Origin of the sequence: Pontibacter litorisediminis, assembly GCF_029360645.1 — a bacterium.
GTDB lineage: Bacteria > Bacteroidota > Bacteroidia > Cytophagales > Hymenobacteraceae > Pontibacter > Pontibacter litorisediminis.
The window spans coordinates 1,372,183-1,390,661 of the sequence record NZ_JARDUA010000001.1 but is presented as its reverse complement, the minus strand read 5'-3'; the positions used below and the strand labels follow the sequence as shown (position 1 = coordinate 1,390,661).

The following is an 18,479-nucleotide window of genomic DNA, read 5'->3' as shown; positions in this document are numbered from 1 at the left end:
TCCATTACCTGTTAAAAATCCTTACTGTTGTCGTCGCTCCGGATCGTATCGTGAAGTCCTGCACAAAGGTGAACTTACTCGATTTGGCCGACTTCATTCTGTATACTAATTTATACCTGCCCGGCTGCAAGGGCAAGATTAGTTTGCTGTTGTCCTCCGGCAGGTTGTAAAGCCAGCGCTGGGCGCCGCTCTCGTGCAGCTCGTACACGCTACCGTAGCCCTGCATTTGCGAGGGTATGGCCAACTGGCCTGGCGGCGGGATCGTGATAGTGTTCGTCTCCCCCTGCTTTACCTCCACGTTGCGCAGGATGATGCGCGGCATCGTGAGGAGCTCCAGGTCATACTTGCCCGCCAGGTACTTCTGCCGGTTGCCGAAGGCCTGCACGTTCAGCGTCTTGTCTGAACCCGCCTGCCGCACAATAGCGTTCAGCAGCCGGTAAGGCGACGGGCCGTCCTGGCGCAAATAGAGTTCCCCCTGCGGCGCCTTCACCTTGATGACGTTGTTCCTGCCCGGCTTTATGCGCAGGTCGCGCTCTATTACGGGTGGTACCGTGTTTACCAGCAGGTGGTAAGGCAGCAAGGCATCCACATCCAGCACGTCTGTTTTGCCGTCGGCATCCAGGTAATGCACATAGTCATACTCTGCCTCCCCGGTCAAGGCGTTCACAAAGGTCAGGTTAACGCCTGTTTCGCGGGGGCGCTCCTGCTCGTCCAGCAGTTCCACGCTCACGGTCGTCTTGCTCAGCGTCTGCGTCACAATCTCGGTCAGCACCCTTTCAAAGGTCTTGATATCGGCGGCATTAAAGTACTGCCCAATGCAGTTCAGCTGCTTTTCCTGCTCTGCCTCAATGCCGATGCCGATCACGAAGGGGCGCAGAAAAATGCGTTTCCGCTGCAGCGCCTCCGAGGTGGCGCAAGGGTCGCCGCCGCAGGACTCCAGCCCATCGGTAATCAGGATCACCACGTTGCGCGCCCGGTCCTCCGGAAAATCGCCGGCGGCCTGCTGCAGCGAGTAAGTGATAGGCGTGTTGCCGCGCGGCACGATCGCGTCCAGCTTCTTCTTGATCGCCTCGGCGTTATCCTCCCCAAAGGACACCTCCAGTTTGGTGTCTTTGCAGTCGTTGCGTTCGCGGCCGAATTGGTGGCCGTAGGCCCGCAGCGCCACTTCCACGTTCTCATACCGGTCCAGCGAGTCTACCAGGTGGCTGAGCAGGTTCTTGGCCACCGTCATGCGGTCGCTGTTCTCCCACTTGGCCAGCATGCTTCCCGAGGCGTCCAGCAGGAACAGGATGCGCGTTTTAGGCTGCGGCTTGTTATCCTGGGCAAAAACGCTCCCGATTGCCAAGGTCATCAGCAACAGAAGGAGGGCGCTTATACTTTTGCTCCGGCTTGCCATGCGCTAAAACGGTAGGGGATGGGCTGAGGCGATAAAATGTATGTTAGTAGTCTGCAGCCTGTTCCACGGCCAGCTGCTGCAGGGCTATCTCCAGCTGCTCGTCGTTTGGCGCCACACCATGCCACTTGTGGGAACCCATCATAAAGTCCACCCCAAAGCCCATTTCCGTGTTCATCAGGATCAAAACCGGCTTTCCTTTGCCCGTGGCGGCCTTGGCATCCTCCAGGGCTGGCAGCAGCAGCTCAAAATTGTTGCCGTCGGCCTCCAGCACGTGCCAGCCAAAGGCCTCGAACTTGGCGCGCAGGTCACCCAGACCTGCTACTTCAGCGGTCGAACCGTCTATCTGCTGGCCGTTGCGGTCTACGGTGGCGATAAGGTTATCCACTTTGTGGTGCGCGCCATACATGGCAGCTTCCCAAATCTGGCCTTCTTCCAGTTCGCCGTCGCCCATCAGCACGTACACCAGGCTATCGTCGTTGTTCAGCTTTTTGGTTTGGGCTGCACCCAAAGCCACAGAAAGCCCCTGCCCCAGTGAGCCGGAGGCAACGCGGACACCCGGCAGCCCCTCGTGCGTGGTAGGGTGGCCCTGCAGCCTGGAGTTTAGCTTGCGGAAAGTGGCCAGCTCTTTAACGTCAAAGAAGCCGGCACGGGCCAGCGTGCTGTACCACACCGGCGAGATATGGCCGTTGGAGAGGAAGAACAGGTCTTCGCCTTTGCCATCTATCGTAAAATCGGTGCTGTAGTTCATCACCCTGAAATAGAGCGACACGAAGTAATCGGTGCAGCCAAGTGAGCCGCCCGGATGGCCGGAGTTAACGGCATGCACCATGCGCACAATATCGCGGCGCACCTGCGCAGCCGTCTGCTTCAACTCTTCGATGCTTAGGTTATGTGGGTTCACGTTTTTCTGAATATGGTTGTAAGGTTGTTGAATAAAGTATACGGCCTGCCCCGCATGGCAAAAGATACTGCACCGGCAGCCGTATCTACATATTTATACTTGTACTGACGTCCAAATATAACAAAAAAACGCAGCTGCGGAAGGAGGCAGCTACGTTTATGTTTTACTTCAGTATCTGTGCGGCGTGGTCCTTTGTTTTCACTTTTGTGATGATGTCCTGGATGTTACCCTCTTCATCTATCACAAAAGTATAGCGCATTGTGCCCATGTACTTGCGGCCATACATCGATTTCTCCTGCCACACCCCGTACTGCTCTACGATCTGTTTGTCGGTGTCGGCGATAAGCGTGAAGGGAAGCTCATACTTACTGATGAAGTTCTGGTGCGATTTTTCGCTGTCTATACTTATGCCGATCACCTCATAACCTTCTTTTTTCAGGCCGCCGTAGTTGTCGCGCAGGTTGCAGCTCTGGGCGGTGCAGCCAGGTGTGTTGTCCTTGGGGTAGAAGTAAAGGATCACTTTCTTGCCGCGGTAGTCACTTAGCTTGACGGTTTTTCCGTTCTGATCTTTGCCTTCGAAATCAGGCGCTTTGTCTCCGATGTTCAGTGTCATATTTTTCTTGATTCCTTGACTATTTGATGAAAGACAAAGGACTCTTGTGGATCTTCTTTAAAGTCTTTTGTCCTTCGTCAAATAGTCCTTAGTCTATCTTAAATTCTGGTAGTGTAGGTGGCTTCGTTGCCGGCGTTATCCTTCACCTTCAGGATCACCTCGCCCGACAAAGGTATGTCTTTATCGAGTTTCTCAGACCAGATGGTGGCGGTTTTATGCTCATACTTCATCAGAAGCCACTTTCCGTCCACCCAGGCATTAAACGAGTTAAGGCCCGACAGGTCGTCGGATATCTTGAAGCTGATGCCGTTGCGGCTCTTGCTCACAAGCTTGATGTAAGGCGCCTTGGTGTCTTCCAGTACTTTGAACTTGCCCATGTTCTTGGTGTAGAAGGTGACGGTGTTGCCTTCCCATTTGCCGCCTGTGTAGCCACGGCCACGGCCCAGGCCCAGGAAGTATACGGCCGCCTTGCTTTGGTCAACGCCCGTGGTATCCACTTTCAGGGTAACCTTGATTGCCTTGTGCAGCGGCGTAAAGTAGTCGCCGATGGTAAACTCCCCCTTGTCCAGGCTTGTCTGCAAGTATAGGGTGTCGTACAGCGATTGCTTGTCGAAGTTCAGCTGCAGGTAATCGTTGCGGAAACGGAAATCTTGCGCCGGCGGCACCATTTTCTCCAGCCCGAAGCTGGTGTTCAGGCCGCAGAAGCGCATGGAGTCCGGCAGGCCGGCACGCAGGTCGTAGAGGCTCACCGAGACAGAGTTGCTGACGTAGCTGGGTACCAGCATCAGCTCCCGGCCACCCACAAACAGTTCGATGTTTTTCGGTGTGGCGCTGGTGTCGGCGGCACTGATCTTAAGCACGTTGCCCACAATCTCGTAGCCGCTGATGGCTGGCTTGATCACTTTGTCCGACCTGGACTGGGTAAACGTCGGCTTTTGCCCTTTCACCGTGAAGCTGAGGGTGGAGGTGTTGTTATAGGAGTCGCGAGCCACCAGCTTTACCTGGTAAACCGAGTCTGGCTGCACCTTCAGGCGGCCGTCGTGATCGTTGGCCTTGTACAGCGGCAGGTCGTTGCCATGGTCCACAAAGGCTTTCTGAAACGTGCTGCCCCGGCGCTTGTACTGGCCATAGTTAATGTGCTGCGACACCTGCCGCGACAGCTCAAAGGGCACTCTGTCGATGTAATGGTTGTAGAGCTGCTTGCCGTTCACGAAAAGCGTCACCTCCTGGGTACCGTTCTTGTTGGTGGCCCCGTCCAGCCGGTCGATGGTCTGCAGCTCCAGCCCCAGCAGGCCATGGGCGTGTACCGTATCAGGCAGCACATAGTTGTTACCAACTTTTTTCGTCCTCAACTCGGTGCGTTCAAACTCATTGTTTATCCTGGAGTGGATGTTGAGCGGTGCGATGCCCACACTGTAGATGTCCGGCGGCGTGGTGTCGATCACCTCCTTAAAAGTATAGCGCAGCGGGTTGTAGAGGCGGTCTTCCTTATCGCGGATCTCGAAGTGCAGGTGAGGGCCACCCGAGCCACCCGTGTTGCCCGAGAGGCCGATCACGTCGCCGCGTTTCACAGGGAACTGCCCCGGCTCCGGGAAAAGCTCCAGCTCAAAGGTCTGCTTCTCGTACTGCTTCTGCAGGATATGGTCAGCCAGCGGCTTGTAAAACTCCATCAGGTGCGCATAGGTGGTCACCAGCCCGTTGGGGTGTGTTACATAGATGATGTTGCCGTAGCCGTAGGTGGATTGCTTGACGCGTGAGATGTAGCCGTCGGCGGCTGCGTGCACGTTTAGGCCCACGCGCTGGTCAGTCTTGATGTCGAGCCCGCCGTGGAAATGGTTCGAGCGGATCTCACCCATGGTGCCTGACAGGAAATTGCGCTCGCCCGGCTTTATCGGGAAGAGGAAATAATCGGCCGGGGCAGGCATGGGGGCCTCAGCCGGCATCTGCGCCATGGCGCCAAAGCCAGTGAACAAAGCAAGTACGGCTGTGGCAAGCCGCTGTTTATTTAACTTCAAAATCGAGGAGTTTCTTGTCTTCAACATATCCTTCCAGCCTGTCTCCAATTTTAACGGGGCCTACGCCCTCCGGTGTTCCTGTGTAAATAATGTCCCCTTTTTTCAGGGTGATGAACTTTGAAATGTAGGCGATGATGTCGTCAAATGAGTTCAGCATCATTTTAGAATTTCCCTGCTGCTTTGTCTCGCCGTTCACATCCAGCCTAAAGCTGATGTTCTGCAGGTCCGGGAAGTCTGACAGCGGCAGAAACTCGGAGATGGGGGCAGAGCCGTTAAAGCCTTTGGCCAGTGTCCAGGGTAGTCCCTTGGCTTTGGCTTTGGCCTGCAGGTCGCGCGCCGTGAAGTCTATGCCCAGGCCGATGGCATCGTAGTACTTGTGGGCAAACTTCTTCTCGATGTTCTTGCCCTCGCGGCTGATGCGCAGGATCAGTTCCACCTCGTGGTGTATGTCGTTGCTGTACTCGGGATAGTAAAATGGTTCGTTGTGGCGAAGTACGGCTGTGTCGGGTTTAAAAAATATCACAGGCTCGTCTGGCACCTCGTTCTGGAGCTCGGCAATATGCTCAGCATAATTCCTGCCGATGGCTAATATCTTCATGTAAAGGGTGTTTTCGGTTCTATTCTCAAAAATAGGATTTCTAACGGAGAGCCCCAGCGAAATCAGCAAAAAAATAAAGGGCCTGCGGTACACGAGGCCGCCTGATTTACACTTGTTTCGGCCACCCGGGAGTGCAATTGCTGTAGGCGCTCTGTCTCATAACTCTTATCCGCGGTGCTATCGTATACTTGTGCAGGAACCGATGTTTTAAGCTGTTGAAGCGGAACAGCCTAACGTTAGATCGGCTCCCGAAGTATCTATTAATGCTAATTTATTCATATAATTGCGATCGGTTTCTGTAAAATTGGTTCAAAATTTGAATTGGGTCTCCAGAAGCCATTAAAACATATAAAACGATGTATAAGAAGATTATTGTATTTACACTAGCTGTGGTTACGTTAGTGGCCTGTACAACGGTGCCGATTACAGGCCGCCGGCAGCTAAACCTGGTGTCTGACGCCCAGATGCAGTCGCTGAGCTACGATGCCTACAACCAATTCCTGAAAGAGAACAAACTCTCCCGCGATGCCCAGGCCACAGCCATGGTGAAGCGCGCCGGCCAGCGCATACAGCGGGCCGTGGAGCAGTACATGGCCGCCAACGGCCTGTCGCAGGAACTGCAGGGATTCGAGTGGGAGTTTAACCTGATCGAAGACGACCAAGTGAACGCCTGGGCGATGGCCGGCGGCAAGACTGTGGTGTATACGGGCATCCTGCCGGTGGCGCAGAACGAGACCGGCCTGGCTGTGGTAATGGGCCACGAGATCGCTCACGCCATTGCCAAGCACGGCAACGAACGCATGAGCCAGCAACTGGCCCAGCAGTTCGGTGGGCAAACGCTTTCTGCACTGGCTGGCGCTCAGCCTGGTACGGCCCAAAACCTGGTTATGGCGGTATACGGTGTAGGCTCTCAACTGGGCCTTCTGAAGTATGGCCGCACCCAAGAGTCGGAGGCTGACAAGTTAGGCTTAATTTTTATGGCCATGGCTGGATATAATCCAGAAGAAGCTGTACCTTTCTGGCAGCGGATGGAGGCGAAGAGCGGTGGCCAGGCCCCGCCGGAGTTCCTATCCACGCACCCAAGCGCCGGTACCAGACAGGCAGACCTGAAAAAGTTTATGCCTGAGGCGCTGAAGTATTACAAGCGCTAAAAAACCACTACATGACCACAGACAAAAGAAGCCGCACGTCCGGCGACACCCTGAAGAGAAGCAGGTTGCTATACCTGCTGTTTTTCCTGCTACTGGCTTCCTCAGCCTGCTCCACCAGAGAGTTTATACAGGAGGAGAACGGGGAAAACCCGGAAGGGGGCGAGCTGGAGGCAGAGGTGCCTTATGATGGTGTGCTTCTGGCGCAGGTCGTGTTTGATACAGTGGATTACATTGTGCCTACTGGGCAGTTGATGCAGCCCTTTATCAAGGAGTTTGGCGATGGCACGGTGGTGGACAAGGTGATGATCCGTAAGGTGCAGGAGACGAAGGAGGATGAGCCGGCGTATTACCTGGTGGGCCTGGGGATACAGAACGGTGCCTACAGAAGCATGGCCCTGGAGCTGGACCTTGCCGCAGATAACAGCCTGTACCTAAGCAGTAAGGGAGCCCGGCATATTTGTCGTTCCTCCATAGGCTGTGGGTTTTGCTACTTCACCTTTTCCGGCAACCGCATCACGGGGTGCCAGTGCTCTTCCAGGGCCCCTGGCAATAACTGCGAGCACCGCTATGCTGAGGGTAACTCGCTGTTGAAGGACAACCCCAGGCTCCGCTCTACCCGCGAGCAGGAGGATAAAAAGAAAAAGTAACTCTACTTATAACAGAAGCGGCCACTACATTGTAGTGGCCGCTTCTGTTATTATACCTTTCCAAGTCGCAGTTGGTTCTTACGGTGCAAGCACTAGCCCATTCAAGGAGAGGGGCTATAGGAACGATCAACCCACCCCTAATCTCTCCGAGGAGGGGAATCTCCTGCAGACAACTACATCCCCCTACCCCCTTCGAAGGGGGACTTAGTTCAAGTTGCATAGCAGCAGCTATCGAAAACTGTTCCCAGTCCTTGGGTTGAGCGCCTTGTGAGATCCGGTGCCCGCCAAGGGCATGCCGAGAGAAGCGAGGCAAGGAGGGAACACAGCGCGATGCCCGAGGACGAGCCCTCTCGGGCTGGAGAGCACCAAAGCCAGAGATGAAAAGAGCCGCTCGTAAAGCCGTGGATAAACAGTGGCTAGTAAGGATAGCTTGCTTCCAGCTGCGGAAAGCAGTTGCAACAGGGAAAGCCCGAGCTGCAAGCTCGGGCTAGTGGTTAAGCTACACCGCAACAGCCACATTCACCTAAACCAGCTTCTCCCACTGCCTAAGATACTTGCATGCCGCGCAACCGGATGCGCGTGAGGACCTTTTTGGTGTACAGCGGGAATTCGCTTTTCATCATCCAGTCGTAATAGCTCGGTTCTTTTTGCAGTACTTCCTCCACCGGCACATTTTTATACTTGCCAAAGTTAAATACCTCCTGCCCGGCGTTGTTATATACAATGCGCCCCGAGAGGTCAGCGGTTTTCTGGAAGGTAAACTTGTGCAGGGCCGCCATATCGTTCTGCACCGGGTACTCCGTCAAACCTTCCGAAGTCTCGAAAGGTGTTTCCTGGTAGCGCTCCAACTGTGCCTTCAGAATCTCATAAGTGGCCACAGTATCAGCCTCTGCGCTGTGGGCATTGTCCAGCGTCTTGTTACAGTAGAATCTGTAGGCCGCTGACAGCGTGCGCTGCTCCATTTGGTGGAAAATGCGGCAGGCATCCACAATGCTACGGTTCTCGATGTCAAAGTCGATGTCGCAGCGCAGGAACTCCTCAGCCAGCAGCGGGATGTCGAAACGCAGTACATTGTAACCGCCCAGGTCGCAGCCCTCCAGAAACTTATTCAAGTCGTGCGCCACCTGCTTAAAGGTAGGGCAGTCCGCCACATCCTCATCATAGATCTTATGGATCAGGCTCGACTCCAGCGGGATCGGAATGGTGGGGTTGATGCGGCGCGTCTTCAGGATTTCCTCGCCGTTCGGCATCACTTTAAGGGCACTCAACTCTACAATGCGGTCTTTGCCGATGTCAGTGCCGGTGGTTTCTAGGTCAAAAAAAACGATAGGGCGCTTGAGGTGTAACTTCATGCTTTCTAGGATTTCAGAACCGCCTGCGTTAGCGCCTCCAGGTTAATGTTGTTATAAGTGCCCGAGCTCATGAGCAGCAGGTTGGCGTTTTGCCAGTTGCGCTCCAGAAGGTGCTGCTGCAGTGCCTCTGAGTCGGTGAATACGTTCAGGTTTTGGTTTTTGAAAGCGTCTTTCAGCTCCTGCTCCGTCAGCATCTCCATGCGTTTGTGCTCCAGCGTTTTGGGGCTGAAGAACACGATCGGTTCATCGGCCAGGTCCAGGGCGCCGGCATACTGCGGAATAAATTTCTTGTTCAGGCTGCTGAAAGTATGCAGCTCCAGCACCGCCACCAGCGCACGCTGCGGGAACTGCTTTTTCACGGCCTCGGTGCTGGCCTTTACTTTAGACGGGGCGTGGGCAAAGTCGCGGTAGATGTTGGCCGTGGCCGACTCGCCTAATTTCTGCAGGCGCTTGGCGGCACCCTTAAAGGTCTTCATGGCCTCGTAAAAGTCATGCGCTTTTACACCAATCTTCTTGCACACTTCTTTGGCCGCGTTCAGGTTGCGCAGGTTGTGCTCCCCAAACAGCTGCACTTCCACATCGCCGTCCTTCTTCGTATGCAGTATAGTTTTGCCGTTGCGGATGCTATGCTCGTGCACGCCGTAGCCGATGTAGGAAATATCGGCTGGGTTGCGCGGCACGCTCACCAGCTGCACCTGCTCGTCGTCCTGGTTATAGATCAGGGTCCCGGCCTTCGGCGTCATCTCAGCAAAGATGCGGAATTGGTCGCGGTACATGTCCGGGTCCGGGAACACGTTGATGTGGTCCCAGCTGATGCCGCTGATCACAGCGATGTGGTGGTGGTAGAGGTGGAACTTCGGCACGCGCTTGATCGGGTCCGAGAGGTACTCGTCCCCCTCAATGATGATGACCGGGGCATCGTCCGAAAGTTTCACCATGCGGTCGAAGCCCTCCAGCTGCGCGCCCACGGCATAATCGAACTTGCGGCCGATATGCTGGAGCACGTGCATGATCATGCTGGTGATGGTGGTTTTGCCGTGGCTGCCGCCTATCACCACGCGCTGTTTGTCGCGGCTCTGCTCGTAGATAAACTCCGGAAAGGAGTAGATCGGGATATTCAGTTCCTGGGCGCGCTGCAGCTCCGGGTTATCGGGGCGGGCGTGCATGCCCAGAATAACGGCATCAGGCCGGCTGTCCAACTTCTCCGGGCACCAGCCTTCCTGCTCCGGCAGAATGCCGGCGGCAGCCAACCGGCTTTTGGCCGGCTCGTAAATCTCGTCATCCGAACCCGTCACTTTCAGCCCCTTGTCGTGCAGGGCCAGCGCCAGGTTGTGCATAATGCTACCGCCCATGGCGATGAGGTGTATATGCTGAAAATCCTTCTTCTCCATATGCAACAATTGTGTACTCAATCAGACAAAGTTAGAAGTCCTCGCTTAATATAAAATAGCTATAGGTTAATATGTGGATACTTTGTGGATATGTGTATATTGGTGTGGATAACCTGTGTAAAGCAAGCCCTGCAGCTGTTGAAACCCTAGTGGGCAAGTTTTACGAACATTTTTCGGGCGCAGGTTATATAAGGATATATCTTTGTGCTTATGGAGGAGATGAAAATGAATGTGCGACCTGCGGGAAACCGCAACGGCTGGCAGAAAAAAGCCCCCGTAGTTTCGGAGTTGGGCAAGAAGCCGCCGCAGGCACTTGATCTGGAAGAGGCCGTTTTAGGCGCTCTGATGTTGGAGAAGGACGCCCTGACTAACGTGATCGATATTCTGCGCCCGCAGAGCTTTTACAAAGAGGCGCACCAGCGCATTTTCAGGGCCATACTCTCCCTGTTCGATAAATCAGAACCTATTGATATCCTGACGGTAACGCAGGAGCTGCGCGAGCACGGGGAGCTGGAACTGGCGGGCGGAGCCTACTACGTCACGCAGCTGACCACCCGCGTGAACTCGGCCGCTAACATCGAGTACCACGCCCGTATCATCACGGAGAACTCCATCAAGCGCGACCTGATCTCGATCTCTTCCGAGGTGCTTTCCAGTGCCTTTGAGGATACCACCGACGTGTTCGAGCTGCTCGACAAGACCGAAGCCAAACTCTATGAGGTATCGGAATCCAACATCCGCAAGAATTTTGACGACATGCGCTCGCTCATGCACCAGGCCATTAAGGAACTGGAGGAGAAGCGTAAGCAGTCGGATGGCCTGACGGGGGTACCGAGTGGCTTGACGGCCCTGGACCGCGTAACCTCAGGCTGGCAGAAGTCTGACCTGGTTATACTTGCGGCACGTCCGGCGATGGGTAAAACGGCCTTCGTTCTGTCGTGTATGCGTAACGCTGCGGTGGACTTTGGCAAAGGTGTGGCTATTTTCTCGCTGGAGATGTCCTCGCTGCAGCTTGTGAATCGACTCATTTCCTCGGAGGCAGAGCTGGAGTCGGAGAAGATCAAGAAAGGTAGCCTGGAAGAGTATGAGTGGGCACAGCTCAACCATAAAATCGCTAAGCTCACCGAGGCACCTATTTACATTGACGATACGCCGGGCCTTTCAATCCGGGAGCTGCGTACCAAGTGCCGCCGCCTGAAGGCGCAGTACGACATCCAGATGATCATCATTGACTACCTGCAGCTGATGAGCGGCAACGCCGACGGCAAGGGTGGGGGTAACCGAGAGCAGGAAATTGCTTCCATTTCACGGGCCCTCAAGATGCTGGCCAAGGAACTCAATGTGCCGGTGATCGCGCTCTCGCAGCTGAGCCGCGCCGTGGAAACCCGTGGTGGCGACAAGCGGCCGCAACTCTCTGACCTTCGTGAATCCGGCTCGATTGAGCAGGACGCTGACATGGTATGCTTCCTGTACCGTCCGGAATACTACGGCATCACCGAAGATGAAATGGGCAACCCAACGGCAGGGGTAGGGGAAGTGATCATTGCCAAGCACCGTAACGGCTCCCTGGAGAACGTGCAGTTGAAATTCATTGGTAAGTTCACTAAGTTTACGAACCTCGACAATGACTTCGGGGGAGATGCCATGGGCGGTTTTAACGCGCTGCCGAATAGCACCTTCGACACGGAAACGCCCGGAGCCATACGCTTGGGTAGCCGCATGAACGACGGTGGCGGTGGGGGAGGTTTCCCGGCCTCGAATTTTGATGAGGAGCCGCCGTTTTAAAGAAATTTGAATCAGTACCTGTGCGTGGTCTGCGTTTCGTGCCTACGTCACAAGTATAAACGAATAGCCAAAGGAGGATTAGCCGCTGTGCCGCAAGCCAGTGGCTTTTCTGTTTTTATAGCTCTAGCAGCGTCTGAAAGTCCTGCGAGCGTCTGGCTTTTCCTAGCACAGACTTTCGCCTGAGCCTTTGTCCCTCCTCCTGGCGCAAGCGTCCGCTTGTGCCTCTCTTTGCTACTGCTTTCCATAGCCTGAGCCAAGCCCCCCTGCTGGTGCGGGTTTGCAACCCGTGCCTTTCTACAACCTCGGATTTGAAATCCGAGTGGCTTGAAAAGCCATACTTTATACTTTGGCTATAATTCCCTAATCAACCGCTTTCCGCAACCTGAAGCAAGCTATTCTTACTAGCCACTGTTCATCCTCCAGCTTTACATACCTAATGTTTCATAGTATACTTTCTGCCCTCCCAGGCCGGGAGGCCTCGCCTTCGGGCATCGCGCTGTGTTCCCTTCCTTTGCTACCCTTCGGTCGCAATACCGCCAAGGCGGCACCGGAATCTCACAAGGCGCTCAACCCAAAGGCTGGGAGCAAGTTCGATAGCCACTGCCTTTGCTATGAAACAAGTATAGCTCCTCTTGGAAAGGGGCAGGGGGATGACAATTGTTCATTAATTCCCCTCCTCGGAGGGGCAGGGGTGGTTAAACCCGGTACTGCAGAACTCCCTTCATTTGGATTAGCTACACGAGAGTTCATAGCTAGCGAGCATAGCTCTTAGGGTGGGTTTACACTTCTGCTGATGCTACGACCAGCCGCCATGAAGCTTATACTTCAGCCAAAGCAGCTACATCACCGCAGGTCCGGCTAAAGTATAAAAGCCCTTTGCTTTACACAGCCCTTTTAACCGTGTAAGTATGCTGCAAATGAAAGTATCAGGAGGCTGCATTTTTAAGCTCCTAAATTCTACTTAACTTAAGCCCCTCATTTATTACCTTTGCTTCAATGAAAGTAGGAATCATCTTTGGTGGCCCTTCGCGCGAGCGTGAAATCTCGTTTGCAGGTGGCCGTACGGTATACGATAATCTAGACAAGTCTCTGTTTGAGGCCGTTCCGGTGTTTGTAGACAGCCTGGGCAACTTTATTCTGCTCGACTGGCAGTTTATCTACAAAGGCACCATCCGCGACTTTTACCCACCGGTAGAGGCCTTGCCCGAGAGCGAGCACGGCCTGCAGATTTACCTGGAGTCGCTGGGTGAGCTAAGAGTGGAGGAGCAGGACAGGATTATCGCCAAAGCCGGTAAGCGCCTGCAGCCAAACGAGTTTAAGCAGCATTTCGACTTCGCCTTTCTGGCATTGCATGGCCCGTATGGCGAGGACGGCAGCATTCAGGGCCTGCTGGAGTGGTACCATATTCCGTACTCCGGGTCCGGTATACTTCCGTCGGCAATTGGTATCGATAAAGCCGCGCAGAAGGAAATGCTCAAGCAGCATGGCTTCCCGACGCCGGACTACAGAACGATACAGTACGCTGCGTGGAGCAACAAGGAAAACCGCCGTCAGATATTTGAGCAGTTAAAAGCTGACTTAAACTTGCCGCTGGTGCTCAAGGCGCCGCACCAGGGTTCCTCAATCGGTGTGTCCATCGTCAAAGAGGATGATTTTGATGCGTTTGAGGCAGGCGTAGAGCGCAGCTTCTTCACCAAGACCATTTACAAGAGCCAGTGGCTGGCGATGGGCGAGGAGAGGCAGCTGATGAGCATGAAGCAGCTGGTGGATATCCGTGAAGGAATTGGCATGCCGGTGGTGCTGGAAGATGGCCAGATCATTTACCACCCGGAGGAGCTATTCAACTACATCAACCATACGTTCAGCGCTACTGCCACCGACAGCATCACGCTGACAAACGTGGAACACGAGCAGCAGGTGCTGGTAGAGGCCTTTATACTGGGCCGGGAGTTCTCGTGCATTGTGGTGCAGGATGAGCAGGGGCAGCCAATTGCCCTGCCGCCAACCGAGATTGTGAAAGGCAGCGAAGTGTTCGACTACCGTTCGAAATACCTGCCGGGCCTGAGCCGCAAGATCACGCCAATTAACCTGCCAACCGAGCAGATACAAGAGATACGCAAAGCCACCAGCAGGCTATTCACTGCCTTCGGGTTTAACGTGTACGCCCGCCTGGACGGCTTTATTACTGAAGCAGGAGAGATTTTCCTGAACGACCCGAACACGACCTCGGGCATGCTGCCCTCGTCGTTCTTCTTCCATCAGGCGGCTGAGATCGGGTTGAACCCGTCGCAGTTCCTGACTTACATTATCCGCACCTCGGTGGCCGAGCGCCTGAAGACCGGTAAGGACACGGTAAGGCTGTCGCGCTTACTGCAGCAGCTGGATAAAAGTATAAAAGATGAGCAGGCGCACCGCCAGGAGAAGATCCGCGTGGGTGTGATCATGGGCGGTTACTCTTCGGAGCGCCATATTTCCGTGGAGAGCGGACGCAATATTTACGAGAAGCTGTCGTCTTCTGTCAAGTATGAGCCGCTTCCGATCTTTTTAACCGGAAGCAACGAGGCGCACCGCCTGTACACGATTCCGATCAACATCATGCTGAAGGATAACGCCGACGATATTAAGGAGAAGGTGCTATACTTTGAACAGGGCGGCAAGCCGCACCCGGTGTTGGCCCAGATCACGGAGGAAGCTGCCACTATTACCCGCAAGTATACAGGCCGCAGCCTGCAGGAGCCGCAGCGCATCACCTATGACCAGTTGAAGAACCTGGTGGATGTGGTGTTCATTGCCCTGCATGGCCGCCCGGGAGAGGATGGGGCGCTGCAGCAGGAGCTGGAGAAACTGCACATCCCGTACAACGGGTCGGGCATCCGCTCCTCGCAGATCACCATCAACAAGTATGAAACCAACGAGATCCTGGCTAAGCATGGCGTGCCGGTGGCGCACCATAAAATGGCCTGGAAAGAGGATTGGCTGCAGGATAAAGAAGCCTTCTTCCAAAGCCTGGAGGCGGAGTTCAGGTATCCGTTCATTGCCAAGCCCGCCGACGATGGCTGCAGCTCTGCCGTGAAGAAGATCAAGAACCGTCAGGAGTTGGAGGCCTTCACTACCCTGATTTTCCGGGAGATGGAGGAGCTGGACACAGAGTGTGCCCGCACCCTGTCGCTGGGCTTTAAAGAGGAATTTCCGAACAAGGCTGGCTTCCTGGTGGAGACGCTGATCAGTAAAAACGGCGCGAAGCACTTCCTGGAAATCACCGGCGGTTTGCTGACCAAGTATAACCCCGACGGCACCATTGGCTACGAGGTGTTTGAGGCCTCGGAGGCGCTGGCTGAGGGCGAAGTGCTATCGCTGGAGGAGAAGTTCCTGGCCGGAGAGGGACAGAACATCACGCCTGCCCGCTATGCTGCCGACCCGGAGCGCCGCCAGAAGATCTCCGACAAAGTGAAGGAGGACCTGAAGCGTGTGGCCCAGATTTTGAACATAGAAGGCTATGCCCGTATCGACGCCTTTGTGCGTGTGCTGGAGAACGACGAGGTGGAGACGATCATCATTGAGGTGAACTCCTTGCCGGGCATGACGCCGGCTACCTGCATCTTCCACCAGACGGCCATCAACGGGTATAAACCCTATGACTTCATCGACCGCATTTTGCAGTACGGGATGGAGCGGACAAGATTGAAAGCGGAGATTTAGAAGTTAAAGAATTTAGGCGTTTGGGAGTTAGAGAGTTGATGAAGTACAGTAACTAAAAGCTAACAACCAGCAACCAAAATACGCATGTTTAAAGCGAATACATTTTTAGGTGTGATCAAGCACCTGTTGATCATGGGCGTAATTGTGGCGGCCCTGATCCTGGGTTTCTTTTACTATTACCTGCCATCTACCACCAACCACGGTGAGAGTATTTCGGTGCCGAAGATAACCGGCATGCAGCTGCAGGATGCCGAGACGTTGCTGGAGGAGCAGAACCTGCGCTACTTCATCAACGACTCGACCTATAAGCCAGACCTGGAGCCGTTTCAGATCCTGACGCAGGACCCGGCACCGGGTTCTAAGGTGAAGGAGAACCGCAAAATCTATGTCTCGGTGAATATGAAGAACCCGCCGATGATCAAGATGCCGAAGCTGATTGACGGATCAGTTAAAAATGCGGAACTGATTCTTAAAAGCTACGACCTGCGCAAAGGCAAGATTACCTATGTGCCGGACCTGCAGCAAAACGCCGTGCTGAAGCAGTTTGTAAACGGCAAGGAGGTAAAACCGGGCGAGATGGTGGCGAAAGGAGCCTTGGTTGACCTGCACGTGGGCGATGGCCTGGGCGAGACAGAGTTTGAGATGCCGAAGGTTATCGGGATGCCGGTGGATGAAGCCTCGGTGCTGCTGGTAGGGCAGGGGCTGCAGATCGGCAACATCTTCTATGTACAGGGCAGCGGAGAGCCGGACGGAACCGTGCTGAAGCAGCGTCCTTTCTCAGAGGTGGGAGCCAAAATACGCGTGGGCGAGATGGTGGACCTATGGGTGGCCGGTCAGGAGCCGGTGCAGGGAATAGAGTAGACCTCCGGAAGTATAAACAGAAGCGCCTGCCAACTATGGCAGGCGCTTTTTTATTGCCTCAGCGTTGCAAGGAGGCAACCGCCACGCACGTTAAGAGTACAACGGCAGGTGCCCGGGCAGTGCCAACGCATAGCCCGGAGTGGCGCCGGAATTCGGCGCTAAACCGCAGCCACGTAGGCATGGTCGCAACCATAATGTTTGCATCAGAGTAGCGGAAATGCTACCTTTTGTCCTCAAATTAATGTCTGGAATGAAAAAACAGCTGGCGCTTATACTTTTTATACTTGGCGGGGCAGCCGCAGGAGCCTCTGCGCAGGCAGTGCTGCAGCCATTGCAGCAGGAGGCACGCCAGCCACAAAAGTATACAAAGGCAATCCAGCTACGGTTGGCGGCAGAACAAACGCTGCCCTTCTTCGATGACTTTGCGCAGGCAGATACCCTGAGCACTGCACGGTGGAACAGTGGCGGCGTGTTCATCAACAACCGTTACGCCCTGCGCCCGATCACACTAAACGTCGCCTCGCTGGACGGGCTGGATGCCCGTGGCCGCGCCTACGCCCCTAACTCGCTGGCAGCCGGTCCGTCAGACACGCTTACTTCCGCCCCTATACTTTTAGGCGGCCTCACGCCGGCGGACTCTGTGTACCTGAGCTTCTATTGGCAGTCGGGCGGCCTGGGCGATGTGCCGGATAGGACGGAGAGTAACCTGCGCTACCTGGCACTGGAGTTCCTGGACAATACCGGTACCTGGCAGGAAGTATGGCGGCAGCCAGCAGTGGGAGAGGTGACCGATTTTGCCCAGGTGTTTGTGGGGCTGCGGGAGGCGAGGTACTTCCACAGTGGCTTCCGGTTCCGGTTCCGTAACGTGGGGCTGCGCAACGGACTGGCCGATGTCTGGAACCTGGATTATGTGGAACTGGACAAGAATCGCCGCAAAGGCCAAAACACTAACCGCGACATCGCCATAAGCCAAAGTATAAGCAGGCTGCTGAAGAACTATACCGCCATGCCCGCTCGCCAGTTTCTGGCTAACCCCGAGGCAGAACTGGCCGAAGAGGTGCAAGCAACGCTCAATAACCTGGGTGACTTTCCGGGTGCCATCAGTTGGCGCGGCTACATCCGAAAGGCCGGAACGGCAGCAGCCGACACCTTCCTGCGGGAGCAGGCGCTCATCCCTGGCCTGGCGCGTCAGTATCCGGTGACAGGTATACCCACCGTTGAAAATATTAACCTGCCCGCCTCCGACAGCTTTGTGCTGGTACATGGCATCTGGCTGGATACCAAAGAGCAGAGCCCGCGGCAACGAGCCAACGACCTGACCGAGCGCAGCACCGTGTTTGCCGATTACTATGCCCTGGACGACGGCACCGCCGAGGCAGGGTTCAGCTTCCTGGGCACGGGCAACACGCAGGTGGCCCAGCGCTTCGATGCAAACCTGACAGACCAGGTGCGGGCTTTCCGTGTATACTTCCCGAGGGTGGGGCAGGATATCTCCGGCAGCTCCATCACCTTCAGGATTTGGGATGATGCGAATGGTTTGCCGGGCGAGTCGGTTTACCAGCAGAGTTTCCAGATACAGTATTCAGACTCCCTCAACGGCTTCTATGAGGTGGAGCTGACGCAGCCGGTGCGGGTGCAGGGGCCTTTTTACATCGGCTGGACGCAGCCGGGCAGCAGGTACGTGAACATCGGTTTCGATAAAAACGAGCACGCCGCCGGCCACCGGTTCACGTACACCGCCTCTGGTGGCTGGGCCGAGGAAACCACTTTTCAGGGTGCCATTATGATGCGTCCGGTGATGACGGGGCAGGAGCCGCTGGGCGTGGAGGATGATAAGTATAACGCCGCCATGCGGGTGTTCCCGAACCCAAGCCGGGGTGAGGTGTTCCTGAGCGAGCCGTATGAGCTGGTGCAGGTGTATGATATGCTGGGGCGGCAGGTGCATCATCAGAAGTATAAAAGTAGGCAGCAGCCTCTGCAATTAGGGCATCTGTCACCGGGAGTTTATACCTTGCGTATTCAGAATAGAAAAGCTAGTATCACAAAGAAAATTATCCTAACCAACTAAAC

At 55.0% G+C, this 18,479-nt stretch carries 13 protein-coding genes; 6 read left to right on the top strand and 7 right to left on the bottom strand.

Going from position 1 to position 18,479, the window contains the following annotated elements; genetic code table 11:
- Nucleotides 1-4 precede the first annotated feature (4 nt).
- The 5 genes from PXG97_RS05845 to PXG97_RS05825 form a co-directional block, all read right to left on the bottom strand.
- Nucleotides 5-1,396, bottom strand: a complete 1,392-nt coding sequence (locus PXG97_RS05845; RefSeq protein ID WP_276496779.1) for a vWA domain-containing protein — start codon at nucleotides 1,394-1,396, stop codon at nucleotides 5-7.
- A 43-nt stretch (nucleotides 1,397-1,439) separates the two neighbouring features.
- On the bottom strand, nucleotides 1,440-2,309 hold the full coding sequence (locus tag PXG97_RS05840; protein ID WP_476744964.1) for a transketolase: 870 nt from the start codon (nucleotides 2,307-2,309) through the stop codon (nucleotides 1,440-1,442).
- A gap of 151 nt (nucleotides 2,310-2,460) precedes the next feature.
- The gene (gene bcp, locus PXG97_RS05835; RefSeq protein ID WP_276496776.1) at nucleotides 2,461-2,910 is read right to left on the bottom strand and encodes a thioredoxin-dependent thiol peroxidase; all 450 of its coding nucleotides are present in this window, start codon (nucleotides 2,908-2,910) and stop codon (nucleotides 2,461-2,463) included.
- A gap of 98 nt (nucleotides 2,911-3,008) precedes the next feature.
- A complete protein-coding gene (locus tag PXG97_RS05830; RefSeq protein ID WP_276496775.1) occupies nucleotides 3,009-4,925 on the bottom strand; it encodes a M23 family metallopeptidase in 1,917 nt (638 codons plus the stop codon).
- Complete coding sequence (locus PXG97_RS05825; RefSeq protein ID WP_276496774.1) at nucleotides 4,912-5,523, bottom strand: fumarylacetoacetate hydrolase family protein; 612 nt, start codon at nucleotides 5,521-5,523, stop codon at nucleotides 4,912-4,914. The genes PXG97_RS05830 and PXG97_RS05825 overlap by 14 nt, the downstream gene beginning before the upstream one ends.
- Nucleotides 5,524-5,879: 356 nt before the next feature.
- Between PXG97_RS05825 and PXG97_RS05820 the strand changes: the two genes are divergently transcribed.
- Together PXG97_RS05820 and PXG97_RS05815 are read left to right on the top strand one after the other, a co-directional pair.
- Nucleotides 5,880-6,674: a M48 family metallopeptidase gene (locus PXG97_RS05820; RefSeq protein WP_276496773.1), complete on the top strand. Its 795-nt coding sequence runs from the start codon at nucleotides 5,880-5,882 to the stop codon at nucleotides 6,672-6,674.
- 11 nt (nucleotides 6,675-6,685) lie between these two features.
- Nucleotides 6,686-7,321 carry a hypothetical protein gene (locus tag PXG97_RS05815; RefSeq protein ID WP_276496772.1) on the top strand — a complete coding sequence of 212 codons (636 nt, stop codon included), beginning with the start codon at nucleotides 6,686-6,688 and terminating at the stop codon, nucleotides 7,319-7,321.
- Nucleotides 7,322-7,866: 545 nt separating this feature from the next.
- On the opposite strand, the gene PXG97_RS05810 is transcribed toward PXG97_RS05815, so the two are convergent.
- Both PXG97_RS05810 and PXG97_RS05805 read right to left on the bottom strand, forming a co-directional pair.
- Nucleotides 7,867-8,673 (bottom strand): 3'-5' exonuclease, encoded by an 807-nt coding sequence (locus tag PXG97_RS05810; RefSeq protein WP_276496771.1) that lies wholly within the window; start codon nucleotides 8,671-8,673, stop codon nucleotides 7,867-7,869.
- A gap of 5 nt (nucleotides 8,674-8,678) precedes the next feature.
- Nucleotides 8,679-10,064 (bottom strand): UDP-N-acetylmuramate--L-alanine ligase, encoded by a 1,386-nt coding sequence (locus PXG97_RS05805; RefSeq protein ID WP_276496770.1) that lies wholly within the window; start codon nucleotides 10,062-10,064, stop codon nucleotides 8,679-8,681.
- A gap of 210 nt (nucleotides 10,065-10,274) precedes the next feature.
- Here PXG97_RS05805 and dnaB point away from each other — a divergent pair, with 210 nt between their 5' ends.
- The 4 genes from dnaB (at nucleotide 10,275) to PXG97_RS05785 (ending at nucleotide 18,477) form a co-directional block, all read left to right on the top strand.
- Complete coding sequence (gene dnaB / locus PXG97_RS05800; RefSeq protein ID WP_276496769.1) at nucleotides 10,275-11,849, top strand: replicative DNA helicase; 1,575 nt, start codon at nucleotides 10,275-10,277, stop codon at nucleotides 11,847-11,849.
- 996 nt (nucleotides 11,850-12,845) lie between these two features.
- Nucleotides 12,846-15,548, top strand: a complete 2,703-nt coding sequence (locus tag PXG97_RS05795) for a D-alanine--D-alanine ligase family protein (RefSeq protein WP_276496768.1) — start codon at nucleotides 12,846-12,848, stop codon at nucleotides 15,546-15,548.
- 84 nt (nucleotides 15,549-15,632) lie between these two features.
- Nucleotides 15,633-16,409, top strand: a complete 777-nt coding sequence (locus PXG97_RS05790; RefSeq protein ID WP_276496767.1) for a PASTA domain-containing protein — start codon at nucleotides 15,633-15,635, stop codon at nucleotides 16,407-16,409.
- Between the two features lie 250 nt (nucleotides 16,410-16,659).
- Nucleotides 16,660-18,477, top strand: a complete 1,818-nt coding sequence (locus PXG97_RS05785; RefSeq protein WP_276496766.1) for a T9SS type A sorting domain-containing protein — start codon at nucleotides 16,660-16,662, stop codon at nucleotides 18,475-18,477.
- Nucleotides 18,478-18,479 lie beyond the last annotated feature (2 nt).